Source organism: Nitrospira tepida (genome assembly GCF_947241125.1).
Taxonomy (GTDB): domain Bacteria; phylum Nitrospirota; class Nitrospiria; order Nitrospirales; family Nitrospiraceae; genus Nitrospira_G; species Nitrospira_G tepida.
In genome coordinates this window covers 1-26,029 of the sequence record NZ_OX365700.1, presented here as the reverse complement: position 1 = coordinate 26,029, position 26,029 = coordinate 1, and the positions used below count along the sequence as shown (strand labels likewise).

The following is a 26,029-nucleotide window of genomic DNA, read 5'->3' as shown; positions in this document are numbered from 1 at the left end:
CGTTCAACCCCCGCGGGCATGCGCCCGCGCTCGGGCCACCTGCGCCTTGGCGGCGGCCGTGATCTGCTCGGGCGTAAATCCGAATTTGCGCTGCAATGCTTTCAACGGCGCCGAGGCGCCGAAGGTCTTCATGCCGATGACGGCCCCCTCGCGTCCGGTGTACTGCGTCCAGCCGAACGTCGAGGCCTGTTCTACGGCGACGCGCGCGGTGACCTCCGGCGGGAGCACGCTGTCGCGGTAGTCCTGGCTCTGCCGCTCGAACAGCTCCCAGGACGGCATGCTCACCACGCGGGCCTTGATGCCGTCGGCCTTCAACTGATCGGCGGCCGCGAGGCAGAGCGAGACCTCGCTCCCGCTCGCCAACAGCAACAGGTCCGGCGTGCCGCCCGGATCGGCGAGCACATAGGCCCCCTTGGCCAGGTCGGAGGCCGGCGCGTACTTCGTGCGATCCAGCGTCGGCAAGGCCTGCCGCGACAGGACCAACAGGGCCGGCTCGTGCCGCAACTGCATGACGACCCGCCAGGCCTCGACCACTTCGTTGGCATCGGCCGGCCGAAGCACGATCAGGTTGGGGACGGCCCGGAGCGACGCGAGCTGTTCGACCGGTTGATGGGTCGGGCCGTCCTCGCCCAGCCCGATCGAATCATGGGTAAAGATGTAGATGACCGGAATCTCCATGAGCGCGGAGAGGCGGATCGCCGGCCTGGCGTAATCGCTGAAGATCAGGAAGCTGGACCCGTAGGGCCGCACCTTGGACAGCGAGAGCCCGTTGAGTACGGCGCCCATCGCATGTTCGCGGATGCCGAAGTGGAAATTCCGCCCGCCATACGAGCCGGCTTCGAAGTCTCCTGCTCCGTCGAACGTGATCCTCGTCTTGGTCGAGGGGGCCAGGTCCGCAGAGCCGCCGATCAACCAGGGAACATTCTTAGCAATGGCGTTCAGCACCTTGCCGGAGGAATCACGCGAGGCGAGCCCCTTGGCGTCTGCGGGAAACGGCGGCAGGTCCTTGTCCCACCCGTCCGGCAGGCGCCGGTGCTGCATCCGATCAAGCTGATCGGCGAGATCCGGATATCGCCGCTTATAGTCGCCGAACTGCGCCATCCAGGCCTCGCGCGCCTGATGCCCGCGCCGGCCCATCATCGCCTGGAAATGTTCTCGGACTCCCTCCGGCACCAGAAACTTGGCGTCCTCCGGCCAGCCGTAGTTGCGCTTGGTCAGCTTGATCTCGTCCTCTCCCAACGGCTCGCCGTGCGCCGCATGGGTGTCCTGCTTGTTGGGCGAGCCGTAGGCGATGTGGCTGTCCACGATGATGAGGGTCGGACGGTCGCCGGTGCTCTTGAACGTATGGAACGCTCGTTCGAGCATCTCCAGATCGTTCGCGTCGCCGACCCGCGTCACGTTCCATCCATACCCGATGAAGCGCGTGGCGACATCCTCGCTGAAGGCCCAGTCGGTGTGGCCTTCGATCGTGATCCGGTTGTTGTCGTAGATCCAGCAGAGGTTGGAGAGCTTCAGATGGCCGGCCAACGAGGCGGCTTCTCCGGCGACCCCTTCCATCAAGCAGCCGTCGCCACAGACGGCGTACACGTCGTATCCAAACATCGCGAAGTCCGGTCGGTTGAAATACTCCGCCATCCAGCGGCTCGCGATCGCCATCCCGACGCTGGTCGCGACCCCTTGGCCCAACGGCCCCGTGGTCGTCTCGACGCCGGAGGTCCAGCGATACTCCGGATGGCCCGCGCACTTGCTGTCGAGCTGGCGGAATTGTTTGATGTCGTCGAGCGTGACCGAGAGTCGCCCGAGCGTTTCGTACTGGGGATTGACCGCCTTGACGCCGCAGAGGTGCAACAAGGAATACAGCAACATCGACGCATGGCCGTTCGAGAGTACAAACCGGTCGCGATTCGGCCAGATCGGATCGTCCGGGTCGAACCGCAAGAACTTCTGCCACAGACAGTAGGCCACCGGCGCCAGCGCCATCGGCGTGCCGGGGTGGCCGGAGTTGGCGGCCTGCACGGCATCCATCGAGAGGGTGCGGATGGTGTTGATGCAGAGCCTATCGATGGATTGCATGGACTGCGCCCGGCTCGTGACTGACTTGTCCTGTTGCATCGCGGCCTCCAATGGTTGCTCCGCCCATTTTCGTTCCAACAATCATCCGCTCTTCTGGATGCGCGTTCGCCTTCTCCGCTCCGCCCCCGTCCCGGTTCGCTGCACCACGCAGGCGGGGCGCTCGTCCTTCCAGGATTCTTCCCACAGCCGAAACCCGCCGGTGAACGCGTGGTTGTTGTTGCCCAATCGCGCCCATTCAGGCAGCTTCATGAGCCGTTTCGCGTTGCCGCCGCCGAGGACCACATAGTCGGCTTGCAGCGCCCGGTGGAGCGCTGCCACGACATCGTCCACGTACCGGCGCCATTTCTTCTTGCCGTACCGCTTGATCCCGCGCAGGCCGACGTAGTCCTCATAGGTGCGGCCTTTTCGATAGCGCAGATGCGCCAGCTCCATCGGCACCAGGACGCCGTCGGTGATCAGCGCGGACCCAAGGCCGGTGCCGAGCCCCAAGAACAGCATGCGCCCGCCTTCGTAACTCCCGAGGGCCTGCATCGCCGCATCATTGGTCACCTTGACCGGACAGCCGAACGCCTTCTCGAAATCAAAGCCCACCCAGCCGGCCGCAAGGTTCTTGGGTTCCACAGCCGGCCGCCCGTTCGAGACGGCCCCGGGATAGCCGAGCGAGATGACCTCATAGGACCAGTCGGCTGCAAGTTGCTTGACCGCCGCCACCATGGCCTTGGCCGTCATGGCCGGACCGGACGCGACCTTGCGCGGCGTTCGTTTCCCGGTCGCGAGGATCTTGACATTGGTTCCCCCCACGTCAACGACCAGCACCTTCGGTGAGCGGCGGGTGGTCCTCTCGCCGATCTTCCCTTGCTGAGTTGCCATTCCCACGCTCCTGTCTCTACCCGTTTCAACAGATAGTACGATGAACGTCTGCCGGCTCTCCGCAGTTCAGCTTGAAGACAGTCTTGTTCACGCGCGCCATCGGCTTAGCCAGGCATCATCGGCGCGGCACATCCGGGCGCGGGTCTTGGATGAAGCCATCGCGGTTCGGCATCCGGATCTGCGGCAAGGTGCGCGCGTCCAGCACCACGTCTTCGGGAACGATCCCGTTCTGATGCAGGAGCCAGGCGACCACCGAGTACACCTCGTCCGGCGAGAGCGACTGCGGGGCATCAAACGGCATGGCCCGCCGGACGTAATCGTAGAGGGTCGTCGCATAGGGCCAATAACTCCCGACGGTCTTGACCGGATGAGCGGACGCGAGCGTATTGCGCCCACCGACCAACCGATCTTGCGGACCTTCCCTGCCAGTCGCACCATGGCAGGCGGCGCACTTGAGCACATAGACCTGCGCCCCCTGCTTCACCGTGCCCTGTCCCGGGGGCAATCCTTCTCCGGTGGGAGCGACATCAATGTCCCAGGCTCGGATCTCTGCATCCGACGCCGGTCTTCCCAACCCATAGGCTCCGGGCGGCTCTTCGGCGGACGAGCCCGGCAGAGTGCCGCCCAAGGCTGCGACGACCAAGACAAGACCCGTCGCGAGACACCTACACATGGACGTTCCGGACCTTCCCATCTCGTTCGACTTTCCAACTGTGAACGGCGTTGTAGTGATAGATCGAATGGGTGCCGCGCACCTTGATGAGGTCCTCTCGCGACGGCTGAACATAGCCGGTCTCGTCGTGACATCGGCTCTGCAGGATCGCCTCCTGTCCCTGCCAGCGCCAGGGGAAGCGGAACCGGCTGTGGCATTTCGGCAGGACCGGCTCCTGGAGCCGCGCCTCCTGCCACGTGCGGCCGCCATCCACGCTTACCTCCACCTTCGTCACGCGCCCACGGCCGCTCCAGGCCAGCCCGCGAATCTCGCGAAAGCCTGGGTGAATCTGTTGCCGGCCCGACGGAGCGGTGATCACTGACTTGGCCTCCATGACCAGGCTGAATTGATAGGCCTTGCCGTCCGGCATCAGGTCCGTGTATTTCGCCGTTTCCCACCGCGTCATGAACGGCGCCGTTCCCAGCTTGAGCCGCCGGAGCCACTTCACGTTGATGTTGCCTTCGAAGCCGGGCACGAGGAGCCGCAAGGGATAGCCCTGCTCTGGCCGGAGGGCTTCTCCGTTCTGGCCGTAGCAGATCAGGGCCTCGTTCAAGACTTCGTCAGTGAGCGGGACACTGCGGTCGAGTCCGGCCGCATCGCTGCCTTCCGCCAACATCCACGTGGCGTCGCGCCGAGCCCCCACCGCGTCCAGCAGGGTTGAGAGTTTCACGCCCGTCCACTCGCTCGTGCTGGTCAACCCATGAGTATCCTGCACGGTCAGGTCCTGCGCGTCCTGCCAGCCCAGCCATGTATTGCCTGAACATTCGATGAACGTCAGGCGCGAGACGGACGGCAGCCGCTTTAACTCTTCGACCGTGAAGATCAGGGGCCGGTCAACGAGCCCATGAATCACCAGGCGATGGCGCGCGGGATCGATGGCGGGCACGCCGTTATGGTGCCGCTCGAAGTGGAGGGAGGACGGCGTCACGACCCCGTGCAGGTCCTGGAGCGGCGTGAGCGAGATGAAGGGATCCGCAACCGTGACGTCCTTTCCGTGGGAGGAGCTTGGTTCGGTTCGTCCCTTTCGCGCCTGTTTCTCAAACGGCGACCGCTCGCCGTAGGGGCGGGGAGGGGCTCCCGGGACCCGCATCGGGTCGGTCGTCTTTTCGGAGTCCGCCGCGCCGGCCGTTCGATACAAGAATGCCGTTGTCCCGAACGTCGCCAGCGAGACCCCGCGGGCGAGAAAGGATCGCCGATCAAGCTCCCTCCGTTCCGGGGCCGACCCTTTGGGCAAGTCACCGCCTTGGCCGCCGGTGCCGGACCTCCCATCGGATTGACCGGATTCGCGAGGCTTCATGCCGAGACCTTATAGGCTTTTACGGGCTTCATCCACGCTCCAAATCCCTGAGCCCTGCGCCGAGATATAGAGAAAGACGAAGCAATAGAGTGCCGCGAGTTCGCCGCCGTTTTCAATCGGAAACAGGCCGTGGGTCCCATGGACCATCCAGTAAGCGAAGGCCATGAGCCCGCTGCACAGAAAGGCGGCCCATCCGGCGAAAAGTCCCAGCATGACGAGCAATCCGCCGACCAGCTCAATTGGTCCGGCAATGGCGATGACGAACGGCGGCACGTTGGGCGCGGCGCCGGGAAAGCCGAACAGCTTCTGGGTGCCGTGCCAGAGAAACAGCAGGCCGGCCATGATGCGCAGCAACGCGTAGGCCTGCGGCTGGAACGATCGCATGAATGTCGGCATGTCGTGACCTCCTGGGTTGGATGGATGTGCTGCGAGGGTGACGCCTGTTGAAATCACCCGTTATCCTCGACTGCCGCGTTTCAGTTCGGTGAGCCTCAATTACCGGTCTATCCTGAATCAATACTCGAAAGCGACGTGATAGAGGGCCGGGGTCATCTCCACGCCCAACTGCTCCAGCTTTGCCTTCATGGGCGTGACGCTCTTGTCATACGCTTTCCAGTACACGTCTTCATTGTCCCAGATCGCCACGTTGATGAAGTTGAATCTGCTGCCCGGCTTGATGCTTCGATGAAACTTCCCGCTGATAAACCCCGGTTGCTTGGTAATATCGGCCTTCACGTCCTGCCACCACTTCACGAACTCGTCTTCCTTGTCCTTCGGAACGACGAACACGTTAATCAAGGTTACCGGCATAGCACACCCTCCTTTCTTGGCTCTTCCAGAAATGACGCGGGTGAGAGGGCGCCTCCGATAGCGGCGGTTGACGTCCGACCCGTTGCCTCAAGCTCCGAGCCCACGATCGGCTGAAGAAGCCGGACCGCTGAATCTGCTTGGTTCAGATGGCGGCGGAGCGGCCGCAGCCGCCCCGCCGACGCCCCTCACTGCACCTCCACCGTGATAGTGTCGCTTGCGGCAAGGTGATCGTGGTCATGGGTCGCGGCTTGCACTTTGATTTCGTGCTTGCCCTTGCTTAAACCCTTGAAGGTTCCAGGGAATTTTTTCTGGGGTTCGCCGTCGAGATAGACATGCCCGTGCGCAGCCTTAGAACCTTTGCTGAGTTCATATTTCAGCTCGAACGTATCGCCGACCTGAGCGCCGTTCTTCGGTGACGTGATCGTGATCTTCGATCCATCGTCCTCGTCGGCAAAGGCGGGCCCGATTGAGATACCCAGGCACAGGGTGAAGAGCGCAAGACCTGCAATCAGTATTCGCTGCATGATGACCCCCTTTCTGATGGCGGCCTGGACCACCGCGATCCAGACTTGTTATGGTGAAATCACCGACGGCCTGCAGGCAAGGCATGAACCGTTCCACGCGCTCGCACCGCGGAATCAGCGTAGATGCCAGCGAAACCAGTGACATTGATCTGACTCGATCACGTCACAGTTAATTGTGACGAAAGAAGCGTGCCGATATGACGGCACGCTGACGAAAAGCCGGCACAAGATGAGAGGAGGAACCTTGATCTCTCGTAAGGAGGATAAGTTCCTTTTGCGGCAGGACGAAACTCAGAACGATTCCCAGCGAGCGCCCTCTGACGCGCCGGCTCAGCCTGGTCAAAGCTGCTCTACAAGCGCAACGGCTTGATCGGCGACACGACGGCCTCGGGGTTATTCTTCCAGATCGCTTCGTCCGCATCGACGTAGAGTTCCACCTCGTTGCCGTCCGGATCGCGCAGATAGAGGCTCTGGCTCACCGTATGGTCGCTCATGCCGTCGATGGAAATGCCCGCTTCTTCCAACTCGCGCTTGGCCTGACGCAGCTCGTCCAGACTGTCGCCGACCTTGATCCCGATGTGATAGAGGCCACGGCGTCGGCCCTGAAGCGGTCCGGGCGCATCGCCGACCTGGATCAGCAATAGCTCGTGATGCGTCCGTCCCGAGGTGAGCGCGGCGGCCTGCCCGTGAAAAATCCTGCCCACTTCCTTGAAGCCCAGCAGGTCACGATAGAACGCCAACGACCGCTGAAGATCCTTCACATAGAAGACCACATGTCCCAGATATTGAGCCTTCATTGCGTTCACTCCTAGGAGCCTGTCCGACATTGACCTTTCTACTGCGTCGAACGATCTGCAGCCATCTGCGTCGTTCTCGGCCCAAAATAATTCTCAATGTATTCCAGCGAATACACCTCGGATTTTTTCGGGCCTGCGGCCTCGCATCTTGCCGCACCTCCTTCGCCTCGTCACGAACGGTAATGTCGGACAGGCTCCTTGTTGAGCGAGGGAGACCGGAGCAACGTTCTGACCGCCGCATGCGCCAGTACCACGTCCGGTTCCCGTTGAAGCGCATCGTAATAGTGACGGCCGAAGCCATCGCCCTCTTCCGACGGCGTCAGGAGAGTCCGCAGTGTCGCAAGCAGGGCCGCGATTTCTTCGCCTGTCGAGGCCTCCTCCTCTTCGGCCAGCTCACCGAGCCTGACCATCAATTGAGACAGGGGACGCAACCAGGCGAACCAGCCATCCCCCAACACAAGCTGAAGGAACTGACCATTGGATGGAATCCGCCCATGCAGCCGTTCATAGGTCTGCCGTTCGCCATCCAGCAACGCCTTGTGGAGACGAAGCAGCGCGCGGGACAGGTCGTCCAATTGCGCACGTGCCTGATTCTGAGCCGGCATGATTCGCCTCCTCACCTATAGCTTTGCGGCCGGCTTCGCCCCGCCTCCTGTGCCGATCGGAACGGCGGCTCCGTTGATCTGGGCGGCCTCGTCGGAGGCGAGAAAGAGCAGCGTCTCCGCGATCGATTCCGGTCTGGTCCAGGTCGCGGGATCGGCCTCCGGCATGCTGGCCCGGTTGGCGGGCGTGTCGATCGTCGTGGGCAGCACTGCGTTGACGGTCACCCCGGAACCTTTCAGCTCAAGCGCCAGCACGTTGATCAACGCAAGCAGTCCCGACTTGGCGACGATATAGGCCGCAGCTCCGGGGAAGGGCTCGACCGCCGCCCAGGCTGCGACATGCAGTATGCGGCCGGTCCCGCCTGTCACCATCTGCCGTAGCACGGCCTTGGAAAGCAGGAAGGCCGCGGTCAGGTTCGTCGTCAACATCCGCTGCCAGAGGGCCACATCCGTGTCCTCCACACGACCCGAGGCAAACCCTCCCACCAGGTTGACCAGCACATCGACGCGGCCGAGCCTCCGGATGACCTCATCCACAAGACGGTGGACATCGGCTTCATCTGTGACATCGGCTTTCAGTGCCAGGCGCTCGTCGCTGTGATCGGTGGATGGATTCCGGTCGGCGGTGACGACACGGCCCCCCGCCGCCAGGAAGGCCGGGACAATCGTACGCCCCAAGGCTCCGGACCCTCCGGCGATCAACACCACTTTGCCTTCGACGCTCATCCTGCTCCTCCCGCTCCTCTAAGGTGAGTGACCGTCAGAGCCACTCAGGCCTTCTTCCCGGTATCGTAGTAGAACCGCTCATGCACGACCTTGCCGTTGTTCCACTTCGCCACGGACACCTGCTCCATATGCACCGGCTGGCCATTGGTGGCGATGAAGTCCATCGTGCATTCATAGAACGTCACGTTGTCGCCGGCCGCGCTGGCCTTCACGTTGAATCCCTTCCACTCCTTGACCCCGTTCAGAAACTGCTTCTCCCGCTCGATATTGGCGGCCAGCCCCTTGGTCGGGGGGTTGGCATTGTCCTGCATGACGGTATCACGATCGTAAAACTCATTCATGGCCTCGATGATCTTGCCGGTGCGAATGTGGTCGAGCAGGCCTTGAAGCCGTTGCTGAAGATTGGTTGTGCTCATCGTTTCTTCTCCTTTCCTGCTGTTCGGTTTGACGTGAAGGTAATCCCCAGATCCTGCACTTCCCGGTAGGGGAGGAGCCAGACCAGCGATTCGTCGGAGAGGTCGCCGACCTGAATCCGGTTCCCCCAGGGATCGCGGAAGTCGCAACGAAAATCGGGATGCAGCGTGATCTTGTATTTGTTCACGAGCTTCTGCCTGACATCCTCGATCTGTCCCTCATCCCGCACCATCAGGCCGAAGTGCTTGACGCGATCAGGCCTGAGTTCCGGCACTTCGAAGATCGCGAGAAACTGATGCTCCCCGAGCTTGCACCAGACCGCGCCTTCGCCGCCGCGCAGCATCTCCAGGCCGAAGACATCGGCATAGAATTCGGCGGCCTTCTTCGCGTCATCCACTTCGATGGCGATGTGATTGACGCCATAGACATGAACGGCCATGGCGGTGCCTCCTTTCCCAACCGTTACCGCACTGCTGCCTTCGCCAACCCGTCGCGCAGCCAGGCGGCCAGCGTCGGGGGTGGATGGGCGCCCGAGAGACCAGGCCCGCCGGCGATGAAAAAATGCGGCACGGCGCGAATGCCTAAACGAAGACCGCGCTGCTCCTCCTCGCGGACCGCCTTCTCGCTCGCTTCACTCTCCAGACAGCGCCGGCACTCCTCCCGATCCAAGCCGGCCTTCGCCGCCAGATCAAACAACACGTTCCGGTTACTCAAGTCCGCTCCTTCCTCGAAATAGCCCTTGAACAGCGACTCCACGACCGCGTCCTGCAAGCCCTGTTCTCCGGCCAACCAGATCAGCCGGTGCGCGTCGAAGGTGTTCGGCGTGCGCGGGATGCGGTCGAACGCGAAGGCGATGCCCGATTGGCGCCCGGCCTCCCGCACGTGCTCCAGCATGGACTCCACCGCCTGTGGACTTCCGAACTTGGCCTCCAGATAGGTCGTGCGATCCATCCCCCGGCCTGGCATCGTCGGGTTCAACTCGAACGGGCGCCACCGCACTCGGACGGTGGCCTGAAGGCCGGCCAGCTCCAGCGCGGCCTCCAGGCGCCGCTTCCCGACATAGCACCAGGGACAGACCACGTCCGAGTAGATCTCGACGGTATGAACGGCTGTCTGCTGCTCCACGTGAGAATTCCTTTCAGATCCGGTAGAAAATAGGGTCATGACAGATGCCCCATCCTTCCCGTCCGATAATCGTCCACGGCCTGGACCAGTTCCGCCTGCGTATTCATGACAAAGGGCCCGTAGCGCGCGATCGGTTCATCGATCGGTTCTCCGCTCAGCACCAAGATGGTCGCGTCCGTTTTGGCGTCGAGCAGCACCCGCTCTCCCTTTCGGCCGAACAGGGCAATCTCGACTTCACGCACCGATTGCGACCCGTTCACCAGCACCTCCCCGTGCAGCACGAAGAGCGCCGTGTTGAACCCCTCAGGCAGCGGCAGCTCAACCTGATGCCCTGCCGCGAGCCGCAGATCGTACAAATGGACCGGGCTGAACGTCTTGGCCGGTCCCTTGACGCCGCGGAACTCTCCGGCGATCACGCGAAGCCGGCTTGTTCCTCCTCCAAGGTCCACCGAGGGAATGTCGTCGCTCACCAGCGTCTGATATCCCGGTTTCGACATCTTGAAGGCCTTCGGCAGATTCACCCAGAGCTGAATACCCTCCAGCAGCCCTCCGCGTTTGGCAAATTCCTTCTCGTGCAATTCCTCATGCACGATCCCCGAGGCGGCGGTCATCCACTGCACATCGCCGGGGCCGATGACGCCCCCGCTCCCGGTCGAATCACGATGCGCGACCTTCCCCTGATACATGATCGTGACCGTTTCGAATCCCCGGTGTGGATGTTCGCCCACGCCGAGCTGCCGGTCGGTCGGCGGAAACTGATGCGGACCCATGTAGTCCAGAAGTAAAAATGGGGACAGTTGCTCGTCCACGCCGGCGCCCGGAATCATGTTGCGCACCGGGAAGCCGTCCCCGACCATATGCCTCGACCCAGGTTGATAGACTCCGAGCACCTCTTTCTCCACCGTCTTGATCGTCATGATGACACCTCCGTGACCGACACCTGCGCCGTCAGGCTCGTGTTTACGGTTTGCCCGATCCGCTCTTTGATTCTGGATTTTGGCAGAGCGCCCACGAACCGGTCCCTGATCTGTCCCTGGTCGAACAGGATCATGGTCGGGATCGATTGAATCCCGAATCGCTGCGCCAGGTCAGGCTGCTCGTCCACGTTCACTTTCGCGACCGTGACGGCGCCGTTCCATTCGCGCGCCAACTCGTCCAGAATCGGCGCGACCATTCGGCAGGGTCCGCACCAGACTGCCCAAAAGTCCACCAGCACTGGCACGGGGGAGCGCAGAACCTCCTGCTCGAACGTCGCACCGGTCACGGTCTTGGTTGCCTGTCTCTCCATTGCTTGCTCTCCTTTCGTCGTTTGCCGGTCAGAATCGATCCGATCCGTCCGTCTCCCAGATCAGCACTTCCGCGCCCGTTCCCGCATCGGCGGTCAGCGTCCTTGCTCCTGCTCCGGTGAGTCGCACCGCGTCTCCGGTTTCCAACCGTCCGGCTCCTTCCAGCAGCACGGCGCCGGCGGCAACATAGAGATGCACGTACCGGTTGTCCGGCACTGTGACGGTGCCGCCTGGCTTCAGCCGTCCTCCCCACAGGACCGCTCCCTTTTGACGAATCGAGATCGCGGCCTGGTGCCCCCTTCCGGAGGCAATCGGGACCAGCCCGCCTTTGTCGAGCTGGCCATTGATATCGAGCTGCTCATAGCCCGGAGTGATCCGTTCCGTATCCGGCACGACCCACATCTGGATGAAGTGCACATCCTTGCTGGCATGCGGGTTCATCTCAGAATGCCAAATGCCCGTCCCGGCGCTCATGCGTTGGGCCAATCCCGGATAGATGATGCCGTGGTGGCCTTCCGAATCCTTATGTTCCAGCTCGCCCTCCAGCACCCAGGTCACGATTTCCATGTCCCGATGCGGATGGGTGCGGAACCCGCTGCCGGCCTTCACCCGATCGTCGTTGCTCACCAGCAACAATCCATGATGGGTGTTCGAGGGGTCGTAGTGGTTCGAAAAGCTGAAGCTGTGCCACGAATCGAGCCACCCGATCTGCGTGTGAAACCGATCGGCTGCGCGACGGATGTCGATCGCCGGGGTCGTGCTGCGTCCCGTCTCCATGATCAGGCCTCCTTTTAGCCCGCATTATTCACGAGAATTCGTGACGAAACCGCGGAGATGCCACGCGTTGGACCCATTGCACGGAGAAGAGCAATGGGTACCCCCGCGCGGAGCTGCGAGAGCCTGAGGCATACTTGTGACAGTATGTCGAGGGAGCGAGCGGCGAGCCCGCCCGGCTGGCCGTCCTTCGGGCACGGCCAGCCTTGTCGCAGCGGCATATCGGCGGTTGCAGTAGAAGTCATCGTGAATAATGCGGGCTAGACTCTTCCGCGATGATCGTGCGCACGAGCCTTTCGCCGCGGCGCAGGAACGTCAATGGCGTCCGTTGACCGACCTTTTCTTCCACCAGCAAACGGTGCAGCCCATCCACGTCGCGGACCGGCTGATCCCCATAGGCGAGGATCACATCGCCTTCGACGAGGCCGGCCCGCTCGGCGGGGCTGTTCCGCTCGACCGAGACGACCAGAATGCCGCTCTCCACCAACAGTCCATGGAATCGCACGACGCGCCGAGGCAACGGGACGTTCTGGCCCACCACGCCGATATAGCCGCGCCGGATTCTTCCGTCCTTGATCAGCCGGGCCGCTACGAACTTCGCCGTGTTGATCCCGATTGCAAAGCAGAGCCCCTGCGCCGGGCGGATCACCGCCGTGTTTACGCCGATCACATCCCCGCGCGAGTCGACGAGCGGGCCGCCGGAGTTGCCGGGGTTCAGCGCCGCGTCGGTCTGGATCACGTTGTCGATCAGGCGCCCGGAGGCCCCGCGCAAGGTGCGGCCGAGCGCGCTCACGACGCCGGCGGTGATCGAATATTGAAACCCGTAGGGATTGCCGGCGGCGATCGCCACTTGGCCGACTCGAATCTTCTGCGAATCGCCGAGCTCCGCCGGCACGAGGCCCGGCGCATCTATCCGGAGCACCGCCAAGTCCGTATCGGGATCATCGCCGATCAGGTCGGCCTGGACCCGCCGGCCGTCCGGCAACGTCGTCTGAACCTCGGCCGCCCCGTGAACGACGTGGCTGTTTGTCAACGTAAAGCCGTCCGGAGTAAAGACGAAGCCGGAGCCGCTGCCATGGAGGCCGCCCGGGCCGCGCCTTTCAGGTGTCCACCGACCCGTTTGTTCTTTGCTCACCTCGATATTGACGACCGATGGGCTGATCCGTTCGGCCGCCTGGATGACGGCTTGCGAATAGGCATCCAACAGGCCCTCATCAGAACCGGCAAACCGGTTCCGTTGCGCCTGGTCTCGATCCCATGATCGCTCGTTTTCTATGAGGGTCAGGCTCGGTGCCATCGCCCATCTCCTTCGCACTCGCTTACGAAAGTCCTATCAATGCCGGCCTGAACCATCACCGGTCTTGTTTGGTGGTGGTCATGCCATTGCAAAGGCCTCGCGACCCCCTCGCGGTTTCCAGCCTGGCCCAGAACATTCGCCTAATCAATAGCCAATCGAGGCCGTCTGAGGCACCCCAGTATAATAGTTCTAGTTAGAACAGAGTCAAGGGGGTAATCTGAACGGAGTGTTTTGACCAAGCAGACTGCAAGGATGCGACGATGGCGATGGTCTCCAAGTAGTTTGAGAAATTAGTGTGAGATCTGTGGATAGGTGTCTAGCGGCAGGGTTGGCGTGAGGAATGAAGGATGATCAAAAGGCGCCTCGCAGCCGCGTCTGTAGAGACCTTAATGAGGTATTTAAGGAGGATTAAACCCGGGAGAAATTTTCAAACTGCTTCTTCGCACAAGATCCCGCCGTTTCCCGAGATTCGCAAATTACTTGGCCTGCCGGCCCGCATCCAATTACACTTACAATCATTTGATTTCCTAGTACTTCCATTCATTCCCGCTTCATCTCGGAATTCTCAAGGCACTTCCTGGTAGGCACATGGCCGAGACGGCCGCTGCCTCACCTGGATCTCGTCATGATCCGTCCGTCGCTCCGACAGACTCTTCTTCTGATCTTTCGTCGTCGCCTGGAGGGCTCCTTCCTCGTGAAAGGAGATCGTTGACATGAACGCCGTCGAACTCAACAAGACCGTCATGCAACGGTACTTCGACGAGGGATGGAACCGGGGCCGGCTGGAGGTCTTCGATGAGATCATCGATCCGCAATACGTCGATCGCATTCCCATCCTGCCGAATCTCGGCACAGGACCCGGCAGCGTGAAGCCGTTGGTCGTGATGCTCCGCCGGGCCTTTCCCGATTTGAAGATCGTCATCGAAGATCGCGTGGTAACCGAGCACAAGGCGGCCACCCGGTATACGCTCTACGGCACGCATCAGGGCGACTTCTTCGGGTTCCCTCCGACAGGCAAGCGCGTCGCCGTCAAACATTTCCAGATCGACCGGTTCGTCAACGGAAAGGTCGTCGAGCAGTGGCACTTGTCGGACGGCCTGGGACTGCTGCGCCAGCTTGGCAAGCTGATCTGAACCCTCTCTCCCATATCGCCCTATCGCCTTTTAGTGAACCTGTAGCCTACCCTTGTCCTTGATGGGCCTCTCATCTATGATTTCGCGGTTAAGTTCGGGAGAGAGTACTGCTCTTCTCGCGGCGAGGTATGCGATGAAGCGGCTTGTGACGTGGCGAGTGATCTAGGTGTGGGCATTGCTCCGCGGAGCGATCGGCTGTACCACGATGTCTATCGTGACGAAGGGGCAGGATTAACCCTGCGCGCGGGCAGCGAGTGCAGGGACTAGAGAACATGCGAGAGGGCCTTGGAATCAAGGCGGGTATTTGCCGGTCATTTGACGAGTCCCCTCACCAGAGTTAGACTGCGGCGCCGCGCGACCTGCGAATCTATCTCCTATGCCCATCACCCGCAATCACGTCGATTCCACGCGATTCAATACCCAAGCCACGTTACCATTCGAACTCCGCCTCAAAGATTTTGAGATGGCCATGCAGGATGTCTACGATTTCTTTTACGACATCAATCGTGGGCTGGTGGACAGAGGTCTCCTGCGACTTGATGATATGCTGCGTCCTGCCATCATGTCTGGGCTCCTATCGGACATGCTGACCGCCAGTCTCGCCAAACATTCACGGACCCTTACTCCAAATCTCTATCACAATGGGCATCCCGACTTAATCGTCAATGGTATCTACCCGGACAACAGGGTGAAGGCTGGAACGGAGGGGGTAGAGGTCAAGACGACTCGGAAGTCAGGAGGCGCCGTGGATACACATGGGGCGCGAACCCAATGGATGTGCGTCTTTGTTTATGAAACGGACGGGGTAACCCAGCCTGCTAGAGATCGCAAGCCGATGACATTCACGGAGATCTATCTCGGAAAAGTGGACCTGAAGGATTTCAGGAAGAACCCCCGCAGCGAACTCGGAACCCGTACCGCAACCTTGCACCGGCAGGGCATTGAGAAGCTACGGAAGAATTGGGTTTACAAGTTGAGGGAATAGTGCGTTCCGTTCTTGAAGCCAGCCAGCTTGGGCAACGCCCGCCGTGCCATCTCGAAGTAATGGGGGTCTTTCTCAATTCCGATGCTCTGATAACCCACGGCTTCGGCGGCCGCTAGCGTTGAACCAGCCCCGCAAAATGGATCCAGCACGATTCCCTTTCCCAGCGGGAGCACGCCACGGACCACGATCCTCAGAAACTGCTGGGGCTTGAGGCTGGGGTGCGGCGCCAGCATCCGTTCGGATTTATGGGTCGGCGCTGACGGGATCACGTCTCCAAACGGTTTGTCCTGGGAAGGTCTTCGAAATCCTCCTGTGCCCCACTTGCGAAGATTATCCTGCACACGCCCTTCGAGCGGCCTTCGGAACAGCAACCATGGTTCCCACATCGAACGAGGCATGACGCTGACTCCCGAAAACTCCTCATGTGCCGCCTTCGGCCTGTCGCCGCCGCGCATGGTCATCACTAGACGCACGATTTCCCCGCGCCGTTCGAGGCCGGCCCTCGCGAGCGCACCGGACACGACGTAGGAAAGAAGCGGATTAGACGCGACCACCACGTTCGCTCCCGGCACCAATGCCGGCATCAGCAGTCGAGCCCATTCGTAAAAGAATCCTTCCAGCGCCCGAAGGTCTTGGGTGGACAGTATCGTAAAGCGTGGAAGCGGGGAACGGCGCGTGCCGTCAAACGAAGGGGGAATGCGCCAGACTCCCCCTTTTCCGCTCCGCAGCTTCTCCTGCTGCTCCGAGGAGTACTCGAATAGGCCGTAGGGCGGGTCGGTGACGACGGCATGGATGCTATTCGATGCTTGAGCCCGAAGCCAATCCAGACAATCGGCTTCGAGCAGGTGGGAGCCTCCGTAAGAAAAACTGCGCCAATATTCTGGGCGGGTCTCGGCAACCCGCTCGGTACTCCTCCCCTCTGCGGTTGTCCGTAACCCATAGTGCCCCCTGGATGTGCGCACAAACAGGGACGGTGTGTTGAGTCGCAGGTAGGAACGGACGCTGGAGCGGGCCGCGCTTCCGATCAAATTCGCGACGTGCCGTTCGATCTGATGAACAGAAGCGCCGTGGGTTGTCGAAGAAAGAACCGAAATGATGGCGTCTCTGACTTCTCCGGGCCGTCGTTTCGCGTTCGTCACCGACATAGGGATGATGAGGTGAGAGGAAGACTATGACGTCTAGACGTCTTCTGTCAAGGTGAGGCAACCGAGAGACTTCCTCGTAGGATCATAGACCGCTCACCGCCTTTCCTTCATCGCCCTCGCCACTTCGCGTCCAGCCTCCCGTGACTTGATCGATTCCCGCCGGTCGTAGTGCTTCTTGCCCTTGGCCAGAGCGATTTCCACCTTCGCCTGCCCGCGCTTGCTGAAATAGATCTTGAGCGGCACGATCGTGAGGCCCTTCTGTTGGGTCCGCCCCATGAGCTTGTTGATTTCCTTCCGATGCAGCAGCAGCTTGCGCGAGCGCGTCGGGTCGTGGTTCATGATGTTGCCGTGGCTGTAGGGGCTGATGTGGCAGTTGTGCAGGAAGACCTCGCCGTCCTTGATCGCGGCGAAACTGTCTTGGAGGTTGACGCGCCCTTCCCGGATCGACTTCACTTCCGTGCCGCGGAGCACGATGCCGGCCTCGAAGGTTTCTTCGACGGCGTAATCGTGATAGGCCTTGCGGTTGGTCGCGGCGATCTTGTAGCGCTCGCTGTCCTTCTCTTTGTCGCCTTTGGCCATGGGACCCGCACTCTACCATGCCCGTTCGAGGGCCGAAAGATGAGGTTGACCCGTCTGCGGGGGCTGATTAAGATGCCCCCACGATGGCGCCTCCGAAAGGGTTTGATTCCTTCAGCACGATTCTCGACGCCGTGGCGGAACGTCTCGGCATCAGGGCCAAGCTCCTCGAACAGCGGCTCCGCCGCGATTGGGTGGAGATTGTGGGCGAACAGGTGGCGGCCCATACGAGGCCCGAACAGATCCGCTACCGTAAGCTGTCCGTTCTGGTCGACCACTCGGTCTGGATGCAGCAACTGGCGTTTCTCAAGCCGGATCTCTTGCGGCAGATCCGCGTATCGGTCGGGGAGGATCTCGTGCAGGATCTGCTCTTTCGCATCGGCGACCTGTCGCGCATTCCGTTGCCGGCTTCCGATTCGGCGGAATCCCTCGTTGAGCCGTACCCCGAGCCTTCCCCACAGATCGTGCAGGAAGTTGCCGGCCGGACCGGCCGGATCTTGGACCCCGAGCTGCGCGCCAGATTCACAGCGGTGATAGCGAAGGCGCTCGTGACGGCTCAGCCGACGCGGGAAGGGGATCGGTGACGGACCCTTTGAACAACTCGCGCGAGTAGGCCGCGGTCGCCGCGCTGCCGCCGTCCTTCAGCAACGGCCCGATGCGGCCTTCTTCCTGGTCGCCCTGCAACGAATAGTACCCCCGCACCGCGTTCTCGAACGACTTGCGAAAGTCCCGTTCCGCCGGTTCCGCCGAATCGGCCGCGGCCAGGTAGCGGTGGAGCATCTGGGGCTCCGCCCAAGCGTCATGCGGGAAGATGTACAGCGTGATGGTCTGATACCGCCCCTCGGGATCGTTCGGCGTGGTCGGCTGGATCTTCATCGCGCCGAAGTTCCGCGTCTCGTGCGCGACCTTGCGAAACCGCCGGATCAAGGTTTCGATTTCCGGATCGCTCGTCCAGGGCGGCACGTGCACGGCCACGGCCGTCCCTTCCTGCGACCCGATGCTGTAGGGGGGGATACTCCGGTCGGGCCTGCTCAGGTACATGCCGCCCCAGATCAGGAGGAACGATCCGACAAACACGCTCAAGCCCAGCTTCACAACCGTATCGAGCCGGGACCACCATCCGAACGGCCAGGTCGAGCTGGAAGCGTTGCGACGGGGAGCCGGCTGGTTCATCGGATAGGACGCGACCGGTGGGGATGACCTGGTGAGGGATCGACTTACGCGTTGCCGCCGGCGTCCTCGCCCTCTTCCTCGCGATCGACGACTTCGGCCAGCCGCGCGACGCTGGCGACGCGGTCATCGCCGCCTTCCAAATCCAAGAGGCGCACACCCTGCGTGTTCCGGCCGATTTCGCGGATATCGTCCACCTTGCAACGCAACACCTTGCCATGCGCGGTCATCACCATCACCTCGTCGCCGTCCCGAACTTGAAGGAACCCGACGGCGAGCCCATTTCGCTCGGTCGTCTTGATGCTGATGATGCCCTTGCCGCCGCGGCCCTGGATGCGATACTCCGTCACCGGCGTCCGTTTCCCGTACCCGCCTTCCGTGACGGTCATAATCGCGGTGGTGGAATCCGGCGTGATGGTTTCCATGCCGATCACTTCGTCGCCTTCTTCCAACGTGATGCCCTTGACCCCGTAGGCCGTCCGGCCCATCGGGCGGACGTCCTCCTCCTTGAACCGGATGGTGATGCCCCGGCGCGTGCCGATCAGGATCTCGCGCTGGCCGTCGGTGATGTCCACGGCGATCAACCGGTCGCCCTTTTCCAACCCCAGCGCGATGATGCCGCCCTGGCGCGGATTGCTGAAGGCCGACAGCTCCGTTTTCTTGACGACGCCCTGCCTCGTGGCCATCACGACGAATCGGTCGTCCCGGAATTCCTTCACGGCCACCGTCGCCGTCACCTTCTCGTCGGCCGCGAGCGCCAGCAGATTCACCAACGCCTTGCCTTTGGAGGCCCGACCCGCCTCCGGAACCTCATGCACCTTGAGCCAGTAGACCTTGCCCGCGTCGGTGAAGAACAGCAGGTACTCGTGGGTGGAGGCCGTGAACAGGGTTTCGACGAAGTCCTCCTCCTTCACGCCCATCCCGATCTTGCCCTTGCCGCCGCGGCGCTGCGCGCGATAGAGCGACACAGGGTTGCGCTTGATGTAGCCGGCATGCGTGATCGTGACGGCGACCTCTTCCTCCGCGATCAAGTCCTCGACGTTGATCTCCGCGGCCTCCGCCACGATCTGCGTCCGCCGCTGGTCCTGATATTCCTCTTTGAGCTCGGTCAGCTCGTCCTTGATGATCTTCCGGACCAGGGCCTCGCTGGCCAGTACGGATTTCAAATACTCGATGCGCTTGAGCGTCTCGGTGTATTCCTCGATGAGCTTGTCCCGCTCCAACTGCGTGAGCCGTTGCAGGCGCATCTCCAGGATCGCGGTGGCCTGGATTTCCGACAGGTTGAAGCTCCGCATCAACCCGCCGCGGGCCTCGTCCGGCGAGGCGGCCCGGCGGATCAACGTGATGACCGCGTCCAGATGGTCCAGCGCGATCTTGAGCCCTTCCAGAATGTGAGCCCGTTCCTCGGCCTTGCGCAGCTCGTAGGTCGTGCGACGCACCACGACTTCCCGCCGGTGCTCGACGAAGTGTTCGAGGATCTGCTTGAGGTTGAGGACCTCGGGGCGGTTTCTCACCAGCGCCAGCATGATCACGCCGAACGTGGTCTGCATCTGCGTGTGTTTATAGAGGTTGTTCAGCACGACCAGCGGAATCTCGTTCCGCTTCAACTCGATCACGATCCGGTATCCGTCCCGGTCCGATTCGTCGCGCAGGTCCGAAATGCCCTCAATCCGCTTTTCCTGGATCAGCTCTGCGATCTTTTCGATGAGCTTCGCTTTGTTGACCTGAAAGGGAATCTCCGTGACGATGATGCGCTCGCGCTCGGTCCGTTCGTCGGTCTCGATGACCGCCTTGGCGCGCAGGGTCAGCAGGCCTCGTCCGGTATGGTAGGCATCCTTGATCCCCTGCTTGCCGTAGATGAAGCCGGCGGTGGGGAAATCCGGCCCGGGGATTTTCTTCATCAACTGGTCGATGGTGACCGTCGAGTCTTCCAACAACAGCAGCAGGCCGTCGATAATCTCGCCCAGATTGTGCGTCGGAATGTTCGTCGCATAGCCGACGGCGATGCCGCCCGCGCCGTTGATGAGCAAGTTGGGCATCTTCGCCGGCAGGACCTTCGGCTCCACGCGCGATTCATCATAGTTGGGGCTGAAGTCGACCGTTTCCTTGTCGATATCGACCAGCATCTCCTCGGCCAGCTTGGTGAGCCGCGCCTCGGTGTAGCGCATGGCCGCCGGCGGATCGCCGTCCACCGAGCCGTAGTTGCCCTGGCCGTCCACCAGCGTGTAGCGCATGTTGAAGTCCTGCGCCATCCGGACGAGCGTGTCATAGATCGCCGCGTCGCCGTGTGGGTGGTAATTCCCCATGATCTCGCCGACGATCTTGGCGGACTTGCGGTAGGGCCGGTTGTGCGCCAACCCCATCTCGTTCATGCCGAACAGGATGCGGCGATGCACCGGCTTGAGCCCGTCCCGGACATCGGGCAGGGCGCGACCGACGATCACGCTCATCGCGTAATCGAGATAGGACGAGCGCATCTCGTCTTCGATGTTGATCTGGCCTAAGCGCTCATCAATCGGCATGCTGGCTCCTGATTATTCGTCAATCGTCATCCGTCAATCGTGTACCCAAGCGGGCTCTGCACTTCGCTTGACGGTTGACGCTTGACGACTGACGGTCACTCCTACACATCCAAATTGCGCACTTCGAGCGCGTGCTGCTGGATGAAATCCCGTCGCGGCTCGACTTCATCGCCCATCAGGATCGTGAAGATCTCGTCCACGCCCGTCACGTCCTCCAGCTTCACCTGGAGCAGCGTGCGGGTCTCTGGGTTCATCGTGGTCTCCCAGAGCTGGCTGGGATTCATTTCGCCCAAGCCCTTGTAGCGCTGGATGTTGAGGCCCTTCTTGCCCTGTTCGAGGATCGCGTGCAGCAATTCGGCCGTGCCGGGATATTCGGTCTGGGCTCCTTCGGCCTTCACCTTGTAGGGCGGCCGCCCGAGCCCGATCGCCGAGGGCGCGAGCTTCTGCAATTCCCGGAAATCCGCAGAGCCGACCAGGTCGTGCGTGAGTTCCAGCGACCGCATCACGCCGCTGGTCTGGACGCGGCAGAGGACTCGATTGGACTGGTGCTCGTCGTCCGGCAGGATCTCGAACGATGGCACGGCCTTGGGATAGAAGACGGCGAGGGTTTGCGTCACGCTCCTCACCAGGTTCTCAAGCGCCGCTCGGTCCTTGAGCAGCTCCCGGTCCAGCCCCGGTTCGTCCACGAAGGCTCGGACCAGCGAGGTATCCTGCTGCTTGCGGTTGTAGCGCGCGATCAAGCCTTCGAACGAGATCAGCTTCTTCAGGATCGGCAGCAGGCGGCGGCCTGTCACAAAATCCTGCCCGCTCTCGACGTAGACTTCCACGCCTTCGACCGCCAGGTCGGAGAGGTAATCGTTGAGCGCCGGCTCGTCCTTCAAATACCGCTCGGTCTTGCCCTTCTTCACCTTGAACAGCGGCGGCTGGGCGATATAGATGAAGCCGCGCTCAATAAGCTCGGGCATCTGCCGGAAGAAGAACGTCAGGAGCAGCGTGCGGATGTGGCTGCCGTCCACGTCCGCGTCGGTCATGAGGATGATCTTGTGGTAGCGCGCCCGCGCGATGTCGAAGGCTTCCTTGTCGTCCTTGGCCTTCTCCGAGTCTTCCTTCTTCTGCCCGATTCCGGTGCCGAGCGCCATGATGAGCGTCCGGATCTCCTCGCTCGCCAACATCTTGTCGAACCGGGCCTTCTCGACGTTGAGGATCTTGCCCTTGAGCGGCAGGATCGCCTGGAACTTCCGGTCCCGGCCCTGTTTGGCTGACCCGCCGGCCGAATCGCCCTCCACGATGAACAGTTCGCTGTGAGCTGGATCTTTTTCGGAACAGTCCGCCAGCTTGCCGGGCAGGGAGCCCCCGTCCAGCGCGCTCTTGCGCCGGATGAGATCCTTGGCCTTCCGCGCCGCCTCGCGGGCCCTTGCCGCGTCCACGGCTTTGTTGACGATCTTGCGAGCAACCGGCGGATTCTCCTCGAAGTAGTTCCCGAGCGCCTCGTTGACCGCGGCCTCGACGATCCCCTTCATTTCGCTGTTGCCGAGCTTGGACTTCGTCTGGCCTTCGTACTGGGGATTCCGCAGCTTCACGCTGACCACGGCGGTGAGCCCTTCGCGGACATCGTCGCCGGTGAGCGAATCCACCTCCTTCTTCAGCAGGTCGTTCGCGTTGGCGTAGTTGTTAATCGTCCGGGTGAGGGCCGCCTTGAAGCCGACCAGATGGGTGCCTCCTTCACGGGTGTTGATGTTGTTGGCGAAGGAAAAGAGGTTTTCGGAGTAGCCGTCGTTGTATTGGACCGCCACCTCCAGCATGTGGTCCGGCTTCTGGACGGAAATGTAGATCGGCTTGTGCAGCGGCGTCTTGGCTTCGTTCAGGTGCTCGACGAACGAAACAATCCCGCCCTTGTAGTGGAATGTCTGTTCCTTCTCGCGCCGTTCATCGGCCAGCGTGATGGCCAATCCCTTGTTTAGGAAGGCCAATTCCCGCAGACGTTCGGCCAGCACATCGAAGCTGAAATCGAGCGTCTCGAAAATCTGCCCGTCCGGCTTGAACGTCACCTTGGTGCCGCGCTTCTTCGTTTTACCCGTGACCTTGAGAGGCGCCAGCGCCTTCCCCCGTTCGTAACGTTGCTCGAAGACCTGTTCGTTGCGCCAGATCTCCAGCTCCAGCCATTCCGAGAGCGCGTTCACGACCGAAATGCCGACGCCGTGCAGACCTCCGGACACCGTGTAGGCGCCCTGCTCGAACTTGCCGCCCGCGTGCAGGACCGTGAGCGCCACCTCCGCCGCCGACTTCTTCTGAGTCGGATGCATCTCGGTCGGGATGCCCCGGCCGTTGTCCACCACGGTCACGCTGCCGTCGATGTGAATGGTCACCTCGATCGACTCGCCGAAGCCCGCCATGTGCTCGTCGACGCTGTTGTCCACCACCTCATAGACCAGGTGATGGAGGCCGTCCGGGCCGGTGCTCCCGATGTACATGGCCGGGCGCTTCCGGACCGCATCGAGCCCTTCAAGCACCTTGATGGATTCGGCCCCGTAGGATTCGCCCGCGGACTGGCTTTGATCTTCGTGGTTGTGATCGGCCATTCGTCTCCTAGCAGCGAGGCGTCATTCGTCAACCGTCAATCGCGGGAAGGCCGAGAAATCGTGTGAATCGACTGACTGTGCGATTGACCACTGACGCATGACCATTGACGGTTGACGATCTCATATCTTGATCGGCATCACCACGCACCTGAACCCCGGGCTCTCGCGTTCCTGAATCAGGCAGGGGCTGAGCGGATTGTCCATCTGAAGCGAGATCTGCTGGCCGTCCATGACCCCGAACGCATCGAGCAGATACCGGGCGTTGAACCCGGTGGACAGGGTCTCGCCCTTGTACTCGGCCGGCAATTCTTCGGTGGCTTCGCCGTAATCGGGATTGTTGGCGTAGAGCGTGAGCGTGCCCCGCGCAAACGTCACCTTCACGGCGTTGGCCTTGTCTCGCGCCAGCACCGCCACCCGCCGGCAAGCCCCTTCAAGCTCGACCCGGTCGACGAGAATGCGCTTGTCGCTCTCCTTGGGAATGACCTGTTGGTAATTCGGATAGTTGCCCTCCATCAGGCTGGAGGTCAGCAAGAGGCCGCTCTTCCGGAAGATCATCAACTTCTTCGTGAAGCCGATCAGCGGTTCGCCGTCGCCGCCTTCCTCCAAGAGCCGGCGGATTTCGTGCGCCGCCTTCTTGGGGATAATCGCCTTGATTTCCTTCGGGGCTTCCTTGGATCCCGCGGCAACTTCCTGCTCCGCCACCGCCAGCCGATGCCCGTCCGTGCCGACGAGCCGCAACGTGGTCTTCTTGTCTCCGGTCACCAAGGTGACCAGGAGACCGTTCAGAATATAGCGGGCATCGTTATCGCCGGCGGCGAAGAGGGTCTTCCGGATGAGTTCCAAGAGGTTCGAACTGGTGAGCGGCGTAAGCCCCTCCTTGTCGATGGCCGGCAGGGCCGGGTAGTCGCCGGCCGGGAGACTCACGATCTTGAATTGGCTCTTGCCCGCCTGAATCGTCAGCCAGTTGTTCTCCGCGGTTGCCAACTCGATTTCGCCGTCCCGCAATTCCTTGATGATCTCGAACAGTTTGCGGGCCGACACGGTCAGCATTCCGGCTTCCGACACGGTGGCCTTGTAGAGGGCCCTCATGCCGATCTCCAGATCCGTTGCACTGACCTCGATGCCGTCCTGCTTTGCCTCCAAGAGGATGTTGGAGAGAATCGGCATGGTGTTGCGCTTTTCCACTACGCCCTGGACACGCTGCAGGGCCACCAGCAACTCATCGCGTGAAATCTTGACTTTCATCTCTCGCTCCCCGAACGCGGCTACCCGCGCGTGATGTGTTCCTTCAAGGTTTCCAGGGTCGCTCGCAACGTCGCGTCCGCCTCCAGCGCCTTCGCCACCTGCTTACAGGCATGCATGATCGTCGTATGGTCCTTGCCGCCGAAGTGCCGCCCGATCTCCGGAAAGGATGCATCCGTCAGTTCCCGGCAGAGGTACATGGCGATCTGCCTGGGCTGCACCAGCGTCTTGCTCCGGCGGCGCGACTTCAGGTCGGCGATCTTCACGTGGAACCGGGCGCTCACGGCCTCTTGGATGTCGTCGAGCGCGATGATCTTCTTCTTGTCGCCGATCACGTCCCGCAGCACCGTCTTGGCCATCTCCAACGTGATGGGCTGCGCGGTCAGCGATGAATAGGCCCCCAGCCGGACCAGCGACCCTTCCAACTCACGGATGTTGCTCTTCATGTTGTTGGCGAGGAACTGGACGACCTCCTCCGGCAAGGTCACCCCCTCGTCTTCGGATTTCTTGCGCAGGATCGCGATCCGCGTTTCGACATCCGGCGCCTGGAGATCCGCGATCAGGCCCCATTCAAATCGGGACCGCAGCCGCTCTTCGATGTCAGGCATCTCCTTCGGAAACCGGTCGCTCGTGACCACGATCTGCTTGTGGGCTTCATAGAGCGCGTTGAAGGTGTGGAAAAACTCTTCCTGTGTCCGCTCCTTCCCGGCCAAAAATTGAATATCGTCGATCAACAGCATATCCACGTTGCGGTACCGGCGGCGGAGGTCGATCATCTTGTCGTAGCGGATCGAATTGATGACCTCGTTTGTAAACTGCTCGGTCGTGACATAGGCGATCCGGAGGTCCGTCCGTTCCGCCACATGGTTTCCGATGGCGTTCAGCAGGTGCGTCTTTCCCAACCCAACCCCTCCGTAAATGAACAGGGGGTTGTAGGCTCTCGCCGGCTGTTCCGCCACCGCCATGCAGGCCGCGTGGGCGAATTGATTGCTGCCACCGACCACGAATGTTCCAAACGTGTACTTGGGATTCAGGTGAGCATGCTTCCGTCCCCTTGGAGCGACCGTTCCCTTGGGAACCGTGCCGACCACCTCGCCGGACTGTTCACTTTCTTCCAGTCTCGGCTTCTCGATGGTAAAACTGACATCGACCTTCGGCCCCCCTCTGACCCTGGCGATCGCATCTCCGAGAAGATCCCCATAGTGCTCGCCGAGCCAGTCTCCAAAGAACTTATTTGGGACCACGATTTTCGCTCCGCTATCCTCGAGAGCCTCCAAACGGATTGGGGCGAACCATGTTTCAAACACTTGTCTCGGGACGCGTTCGCGCACATAGGCCAATGTGTCGTCCCATAAGCTTGCGAGAGTCAT

Annotated in this window: 27 protein-coding genes; 3 read left to right on the top strand and 24 right to left on the bottom strand. The window is 61.6% G+C overall.

All coding sequences use genetic code 11. The annotated features are described in order from the left end of the window. Positions 1 to 3 precede the first annotated feature (3 nt). The 17 genes from tkt to QWI75_RS00055 form a co-directional block, all read right to left on the bottom strand. Positions 4 to 2,073, bottom strand: a complete 2,070-nt coding sequence (tkt, locus tag QWI75_RS00135) for a transketolase (protein ID WP_370693604.1) — start codon at positions 2,071 to 2,073, stop codon at positions 4 to 6. Positions 2,074 to 2,154: 81 nt separating this feature from the next. Beyond that, complete coding sequence (locus QWI75_RS00130; protein WP_289266648.1) at positions 2,155 to 2,943, bottom strand: ROK family protein; 789 nt, start codon at positions 2,941 to 2,943, stop codon at positions 2,155 to 2,157. A 115-nt stretch (positions 2,944 to 3,058) separates the two neighbouring features. Then, a complete protein-coding gene (locus QWI75_RS00125; RefSeq protein ID WP_289266647.1) occupies positions 3,059 to 3,616 on the bottom strand; it encodes a c-type cytochrome in 558 nt (185 codons plus the stop codon). After that, positions 3,609 to 4,952 carry a sulfite dehydrogenase gene (soxC, locus tag QWI75_RS00120; protein WP_289266646.1) on the bottom strand — a complete coding sequence of 448 codons (1,344 nt, stop codon included), beginning with the start codon at positions 4,950 to 4,952 and terminating at the stop codon, positions 3,609 to 3,611. The genes QWI75_RS00125 and soxC overlap by 8 nt, the downstream gene beginning before the upstream one ends. 9 nt (positions 4,953 to 4,961) lie before the next feature. Beyond that, entirely contained in the window at positions 4,962 to 5,348 is a 387-nt protein-coding gene (locus QWI75_RS00115; RefSeq protein WP_289266645.1) for a DoxX family protein, read from the bottom strand. Positions 5,349 to 5,465: 117 nt separating this feature from the next. Next, positions 5,466 to 5,762 (bottom strand): antibiotic biosynthesis monooxygenase family protein, encoded by a 297-nt coding sequence (locus QWI75_RS00110; RefSeq protein ID WP_289266644.1) that lies wholly within the window; start codon positions 5,760 to 5,762, stop codon positions 5,466 to 5,468. Between the two features lie 185 nt (positions 5,763 to 5,947). Continuing rightward, positions 5,948 to 6,286: a hypothetical protein gene (locus tag QWI75_RS00105; protein WP_289266643.1), complete on the bottom strand. Its 339-nt coding sequence runs from the start codon at positions 6,284 to 6,286 to the stop codon at positions 5,948 to 5,950. Positions 6,287 to 6,636: 350 nt separating this feature from the next. Then, a complete protein-coding gene (locus QWI75_RS00100; protein ID WP_289266642.1) occupies positions 6,637 to 7,083 on the bottom strand; it encodes a VOC family protein in 447 nt (148 codons plus the stop codon). Between the two features lie 170 nt (positions 7,084 to 7,253). Further along, entirely contained in the window at positions 7,254 to 7,688 is a 435-nt protein-coding gene (locus QWI75_RS00095) for a hypothetical protein (RefSeq protein WP_289266641.1), read from the bottom strand. A gap of 15 nt (positions 7,689 to 7,703) precedes the next feature. After that, on the bottom strand, positions 7,704 to 8,411 hold the full coding sequence (locus QWI75_RS00090) for an SDR family oxidoreductase (RefSeq protein WP_289266640.1): 708 nt from the start codon (positions 8,409 to 8,411) through the stop codon (positions 7,704 to 7,706). Between the two features lie 44 nt (positions 8,412 to 8,455). Beyond that, entirely contained in the window at positions 8,456 to 8,827 is a 372-nt protein-coding gene (locus QWI75_RS00085) for an ester cyclase (RefSeq protein WP_289266639.1), read from the bottom strand. Further along, positions 8,824 to 9,264 carry a VOC family protein gene (locus tag QWI75_RS00080; RefSeq protein WP_289266638.1) on the bottom strand — a complete coding sequence of 147 codons (441 nt, stop codon included), beginning with the start codon at positions 9,262 to 9,264 and terminating at the stop codon, positions 8,824 to 8,826. Before QWI75_RS00080 ends, QWI75_RS00085 begins: the two co-directional genes overlap by 4 nt. A 23-nt stretch (positions 9,265 to 9,287) precedes the next feature. Continuing rightward, complete coding sequence (locus tag QWI75_RS00075) at positions 9,288 to 9,950, bottom strand: DsbA family oxidoreductase (protein WP_289266637.1); 663 nt, start codon at positions 9,948 to 9,950, stop codon at positions 9,288 to 9,290. A gap of 35 nt (positions 9,951 to 9,985) precedes the next feature. Beyond that, positions 9,986 to 10,867, bottom strand: coding sequence for a pirin family protein (locus QWI75_RS00070; RefSeq protein ID WP_289266636.1), 882 nt, complete (start codon positions 10,865 to 10,867; stop codon positions 9,986 to 9,988). Then, complete coding sequence (gene trxA, locus QWI75_RS00065) at positions 10,864 to 11,277, bottom strand: thioredoxin (protein WP_289271623.1); 414 nt, start codon at positions 11,275 to 11,277, stop codon at positions 10,864 to 10,866. The genes QWI75_RS00070 and trxA overlap by 4 nt, the downstream gene beginning before the upstream one ends. Next, positions 11,267 to 12,013 (bottom strand): pirin family protein, encoded by a 747-nt coding sequence (locus QWI75_RS00060; protein ID WP_289266635.1) that lies wholly within the window; start codon positions 12,011 to 12,013, stop codon positions 11,267 to 11,269. The genes trxA and QWI75_RS00060 overlap by 11 nt, the downstream gene beginning before the upstream one ends. A 238-nt stretch (positions 12,014 to 12,251) precedes the next feature. Continuing rightward, positions 12,252 to 13,307 (bottom strand): S1C family serine protease, encoded by a 1,056-nt coding sequence (locus tag QWI75_RS00055; RefSeq protein WP_289266634.1) that lies wholly within the window; start codon positions 13,305 to 13,307, stop codon positions 12,252 to 12,254. A gap of 713 nt (positions 13,308 to 14,020) precedes the next feature. On the opposite strand from QWI75_RS00055, the gene QWI75_RS00050 reads away from it, so the two are divergent. After that, positions 14,021 to 14,440 (top strand): ester cyclase, encoded by a 420-nt coding sequence (locus tag QWI75_RS00050; protein ID WP_289266633.1) that lies wholly within the window; start codon positions 14,021 to 14,023, stop codon positions 14,438 to 14,440. Between the two features lie 463 nt (positions 14,441 to 14,903). Beyond that, positions 14,904 to 15,425 (top strand): hypothetical protein, encoded by a 522-nt coding sequence (locus QWI75_RS00045; RefSeq protein ID WP_289266632.1) that lies wholly within the window; start codon positions 14,904 to 14,906, stop codon positions 15,423 to 15,425. On the opposite strand, the gene QWI75_RS00040 is transcribed toward QWI75_RS00045, so the two are convergent. Both QWI75_RS00040 and smpB read right to left on the bottom strand, forming a co-directional pair. Then, on the bottom strand, positions 15,407 to 16,570 hold the full coding sequence (locus QWI75_RS00040) for a DNA-methyltransferase (protein WP_289266631.1): 1,164 nt from the start codon (positions 16,568 to 16,570) through the stop codon (positions 15,407 to 15,409). The two genes, QWI75_RS00045 and QWI75_RS00040, sit on opposite strands and share 19 nt — an antisense overlap. A gap of 93 nt (positions 16,571 to 16,663) precedes the next feature. After that, on the bottom strand, positions 16,664 to 17,149 hold the full coding sequence (gene smpB / locus QWI75_RS00035; RefSeq protein ID WP_289266630.1) for an SsrA-binding protein SmpB: 486 nt from the start codon (positions 17,147 to 17,149) through the stop codon (positions 16,664 to 16,666). A gap of 83 nt (positions 17,150 to 17,232) precedes the next feature. Here smpB and QWI75_RS00030 point away from each other — a divergent pair, with 83 nt between their 5' ends. Then, positions 17,233 to 17,730 (top strand): DciA family protein, encoded by a 498-nt coding sequence (locus QWI75_RS00030; protein WP_289266629.1) that lies wholly within the window; start codon positions 17,233 to 17,235, stop codon positions 17,728 to 17,730. Here QWI75_RS00030 and QWI75_RS00025 read toward each other — a convergent pair. The 5 genes from QWI75_RS00025 to dnaA form a co-directional block, all read right to left on the bottom strand. Beyond that, positions 17,669 to 18,319: a hypothetical protein gene (locus tag QWI75_RS00025; RefSeq protein WP_289266628.1), complete on the bottom strand. Its 651-nt coding sequence runs from the start codon at positions 18,317 to 18,319 to the stop codon at positions 17,669 to 17,671. The genes QWI75_RS00030 and QWI75_RS00025 overlap by 62 nt on opposite strands. A gap of 44 nt (positions 18,320 to 18,363) precedes the next feature. Beyond that, positions 18,364 to 20,838, bottom strand: a complete 2,475-nt coding sequence (gyrA, locus tag QWI75_RS00020) for a DNA gyrase subunit A (protein WP_289266627.1) — start codon at positions 20,836 to 20,838, stop codon at positions 18,364 to 18,366. 101 nt (positions 20,839 to 20,939) lie between these two features. Further along, entirely contained in the window at positions 20,940 to 23,417 is a 2,478-nt protein-coding gene (gyrB, locus tag QWI75_RS00015) for a DNA topoisomerase (ATP-hydrolyzing) subunit B (RefSeq protein ID WP_289266626.1), read from the bottom strand. 120 nt (positions 23,418 to 23,537) lie between these two features. Next, complete coding sequence (gene dnaN / locus QWI75_RS00010; RefSeq protein WP_289266625.1) at positions 23,538 to 24,662, bottom strand: DNA polymerase III subunit beta; 1,125 nt, start codon at positions 24,660 to 24,662, stop codon at positions 23,538 to 23,540. A 20-nt stretch (positions 24,663 to 24,682) separates the two neighbouring features. Further along, positions 24,683 to 26,029 (bottom strand): chromosomal replication initiator protein DnaA, encoded by a 1,347-nt coding sequence (gene dnaA, locus QWI75_RS00005; RefSeq protein WP_289266624.1) that lies wholly within the window; start codon positions 26,027 to 26,029, stop codon positions 24,683 to 24,685.

Excerpts from the sequence above, each read along its gene's own strand:
- QWI75_RS00050 (WP_289266633.1), top strand. The coding sequence starts at position 14,021 with ATGAACGCCGTCGAACTCAACAAGACCGTCATGCAACGGTACTTCGAC.
- QWI75_RS00030 (WP_289266629.1), top strand. The coding sequence starts at position 17,233 with ATGGCGCCTCCGAAAGGGTTTGATTCCTTCAGCACGATTCTCGACGCC.
- dnaN (WP_289266625.1), bottom strand. The coding sequence starts at position 24,662 with ATGAAAGTCAAGATTTCACGCGATGAGTTGCTGGTGGCCCTGCAGCGT.
- QWI75_RS00115 (WP_289266645.1), bottom strand. The coding sequence starts at position 5,348 with ATGCCGACATTCATGCGATCGTTCCAGCCGCAGGCCTACGCGTTGCTG.
- QWI75_RS00100 (WP_289266642.1), bottom strand. The coding sequence starts at position 7,083 with ATGAAGGCTCAATATCTGGGACATGTGGTCTTCTATGTGAAGGATCTT.
- QWI75_RS00105 (WP_289266643.1), bottom strand. The coding sequence starts at position 6,286 with ATGCAGCGAATACTGATTGCAGGTCTTGCGCTCTTCACCCTGTGCCTG.
- gyrA (WP_289266627.1), bottom strand. The coding sequence starts at position 20,838 with ATGCCGATTGATGAGCGCTTAGGCCAGATCAACATCGAAGACGAGATG.
- QWI75_RS00055 (WP_289266634.1), bottom strand. The coding sequence starts at position 13,307 with ATGGCACCGAGCCTGACCCTCATAGAAAACGAGCGATCATGGGATCGA.
- QWI75_RS00130 (WP_289266648.1), bottom strand. The coding sequence starts at position 2,943 with ATGGCAACTCAGCAAGGGAAGATCGGCGAGAGGACCACCCGCCGCTCA.
- QWI75_RS00060 (WP_289266635.1), bottom strand. The coding sequence starts at position 12,013 with ATGGAGACGGGACGCAGCACGACCCCGGCGATCGACATCCGTCGCGCA.
- QWI75_RS00045 (WP_289266632.1), top strand. The coding sequence starts at position 14,904 with ATGGCCATGCAGGATGTCTACGATTTCTTTTACGACATCAATCGTGGG.
- soxC (WP_289266646.1), bottom strand. The coding sequence starts at position 4,952 with ATGAAGCCTCGCGAATCCGGTCAATCCGATGGGAGGTCCGGCACCGGC.
- QWI75_RS00125 (WP_289266647.1), bottom strand. The coding sequence starts at position 3,616 with ATGTGTAGGTGTCTCGCGACGGGTCTTGTCTTGGTCGTCGCAGCCTTG.
- QWI75_RS00070 (WP_289266636.1), bottom strand. The coding sequence starts at position 10,867 with ATGACGATCAAGACGGTGGAGAAAGAGGTGCTCGGAGTCTATCAACCT.
- QWI75_RS00090 (WP_289266640.1), bottom strand. The coding sequence starts at position 8,411 with ATGAGCGTCGAAGGCAAAGTGGTGTTGATCGCCGGAGGGTCCGGAGCC.
- gyrB (WP_289266626.1), bottom strand. The coding sequence starts at position 23,417 with ATGGCCGATCACAACCACGAAGATCAAAGCCAGTCCGCGGGCGAATCC.
- QWI75_RS00025 (WP_289266628.1), bottom strand. The coding sequence starts at position 18,319 with ATGAACCAGCCGGCTCCCCGTCGCAACGCTTCCAGCTCGACCTGGCCG.
- QWI75_RS00080 (WP_289266638.1), bottom strand. The coding sequence starts at position 9,264 with ATGGCCGTTCATGTCTATGGCGTCAATCACATCGCCATCGAAGTGGAT.
- dnaA (WP_289266624.1), bottom strand. The coding sequence starts at position 26,029 with ATGACTCTCGCAAGCTTATGGGACGACACATTGGCCTATGTGCGCGAA.
- QWI75_RS00085 (WP_289266639.1), bottom strand. The coding sequence starts at position 8,827 with ATGAGCACAACCAATCTTCAGCAACGGCTTCAAGGCCTGCTCGACCAC.
- QWI75_RS00040 (WP_289266631.1), bottom strand. The coding sequence starts at position 16,570 with ATGTCGGTGACGAACGCGAAACGACGGCCCGGAGAAGTCAGAGACGCC.
- QWI75_RS00095 (WP_289266641.1), bottom strand. The coding sequence starts at position 7,688 with ATGCCGGCTCAGAATCAGGCACGTGCGCAATTGGACGACCTGTCCCGC.
- smpB (WP_289266630.1), bottom strand. The coding sequence starts at position 17,149 with ATGGCCAAAGGCGACAAAGAGAAGGACAGCGAGCGCTACAAGATCGCC.
- tkt (WP_370693604.1), bottom strand. The coding sequence starts at position 2,073 with ATGCAATCCATCGATAGGCTCTGCATCAACACCATCCGCACCCTCTCG.
- QWI75_RS00110 (WP_289266644.1), bottom strand. The coding sequence starts at position 5,762 with ATGCCGGTAACCTTGATTAACGTGTTCGTCGTTCCGAAGGACAAGGAA.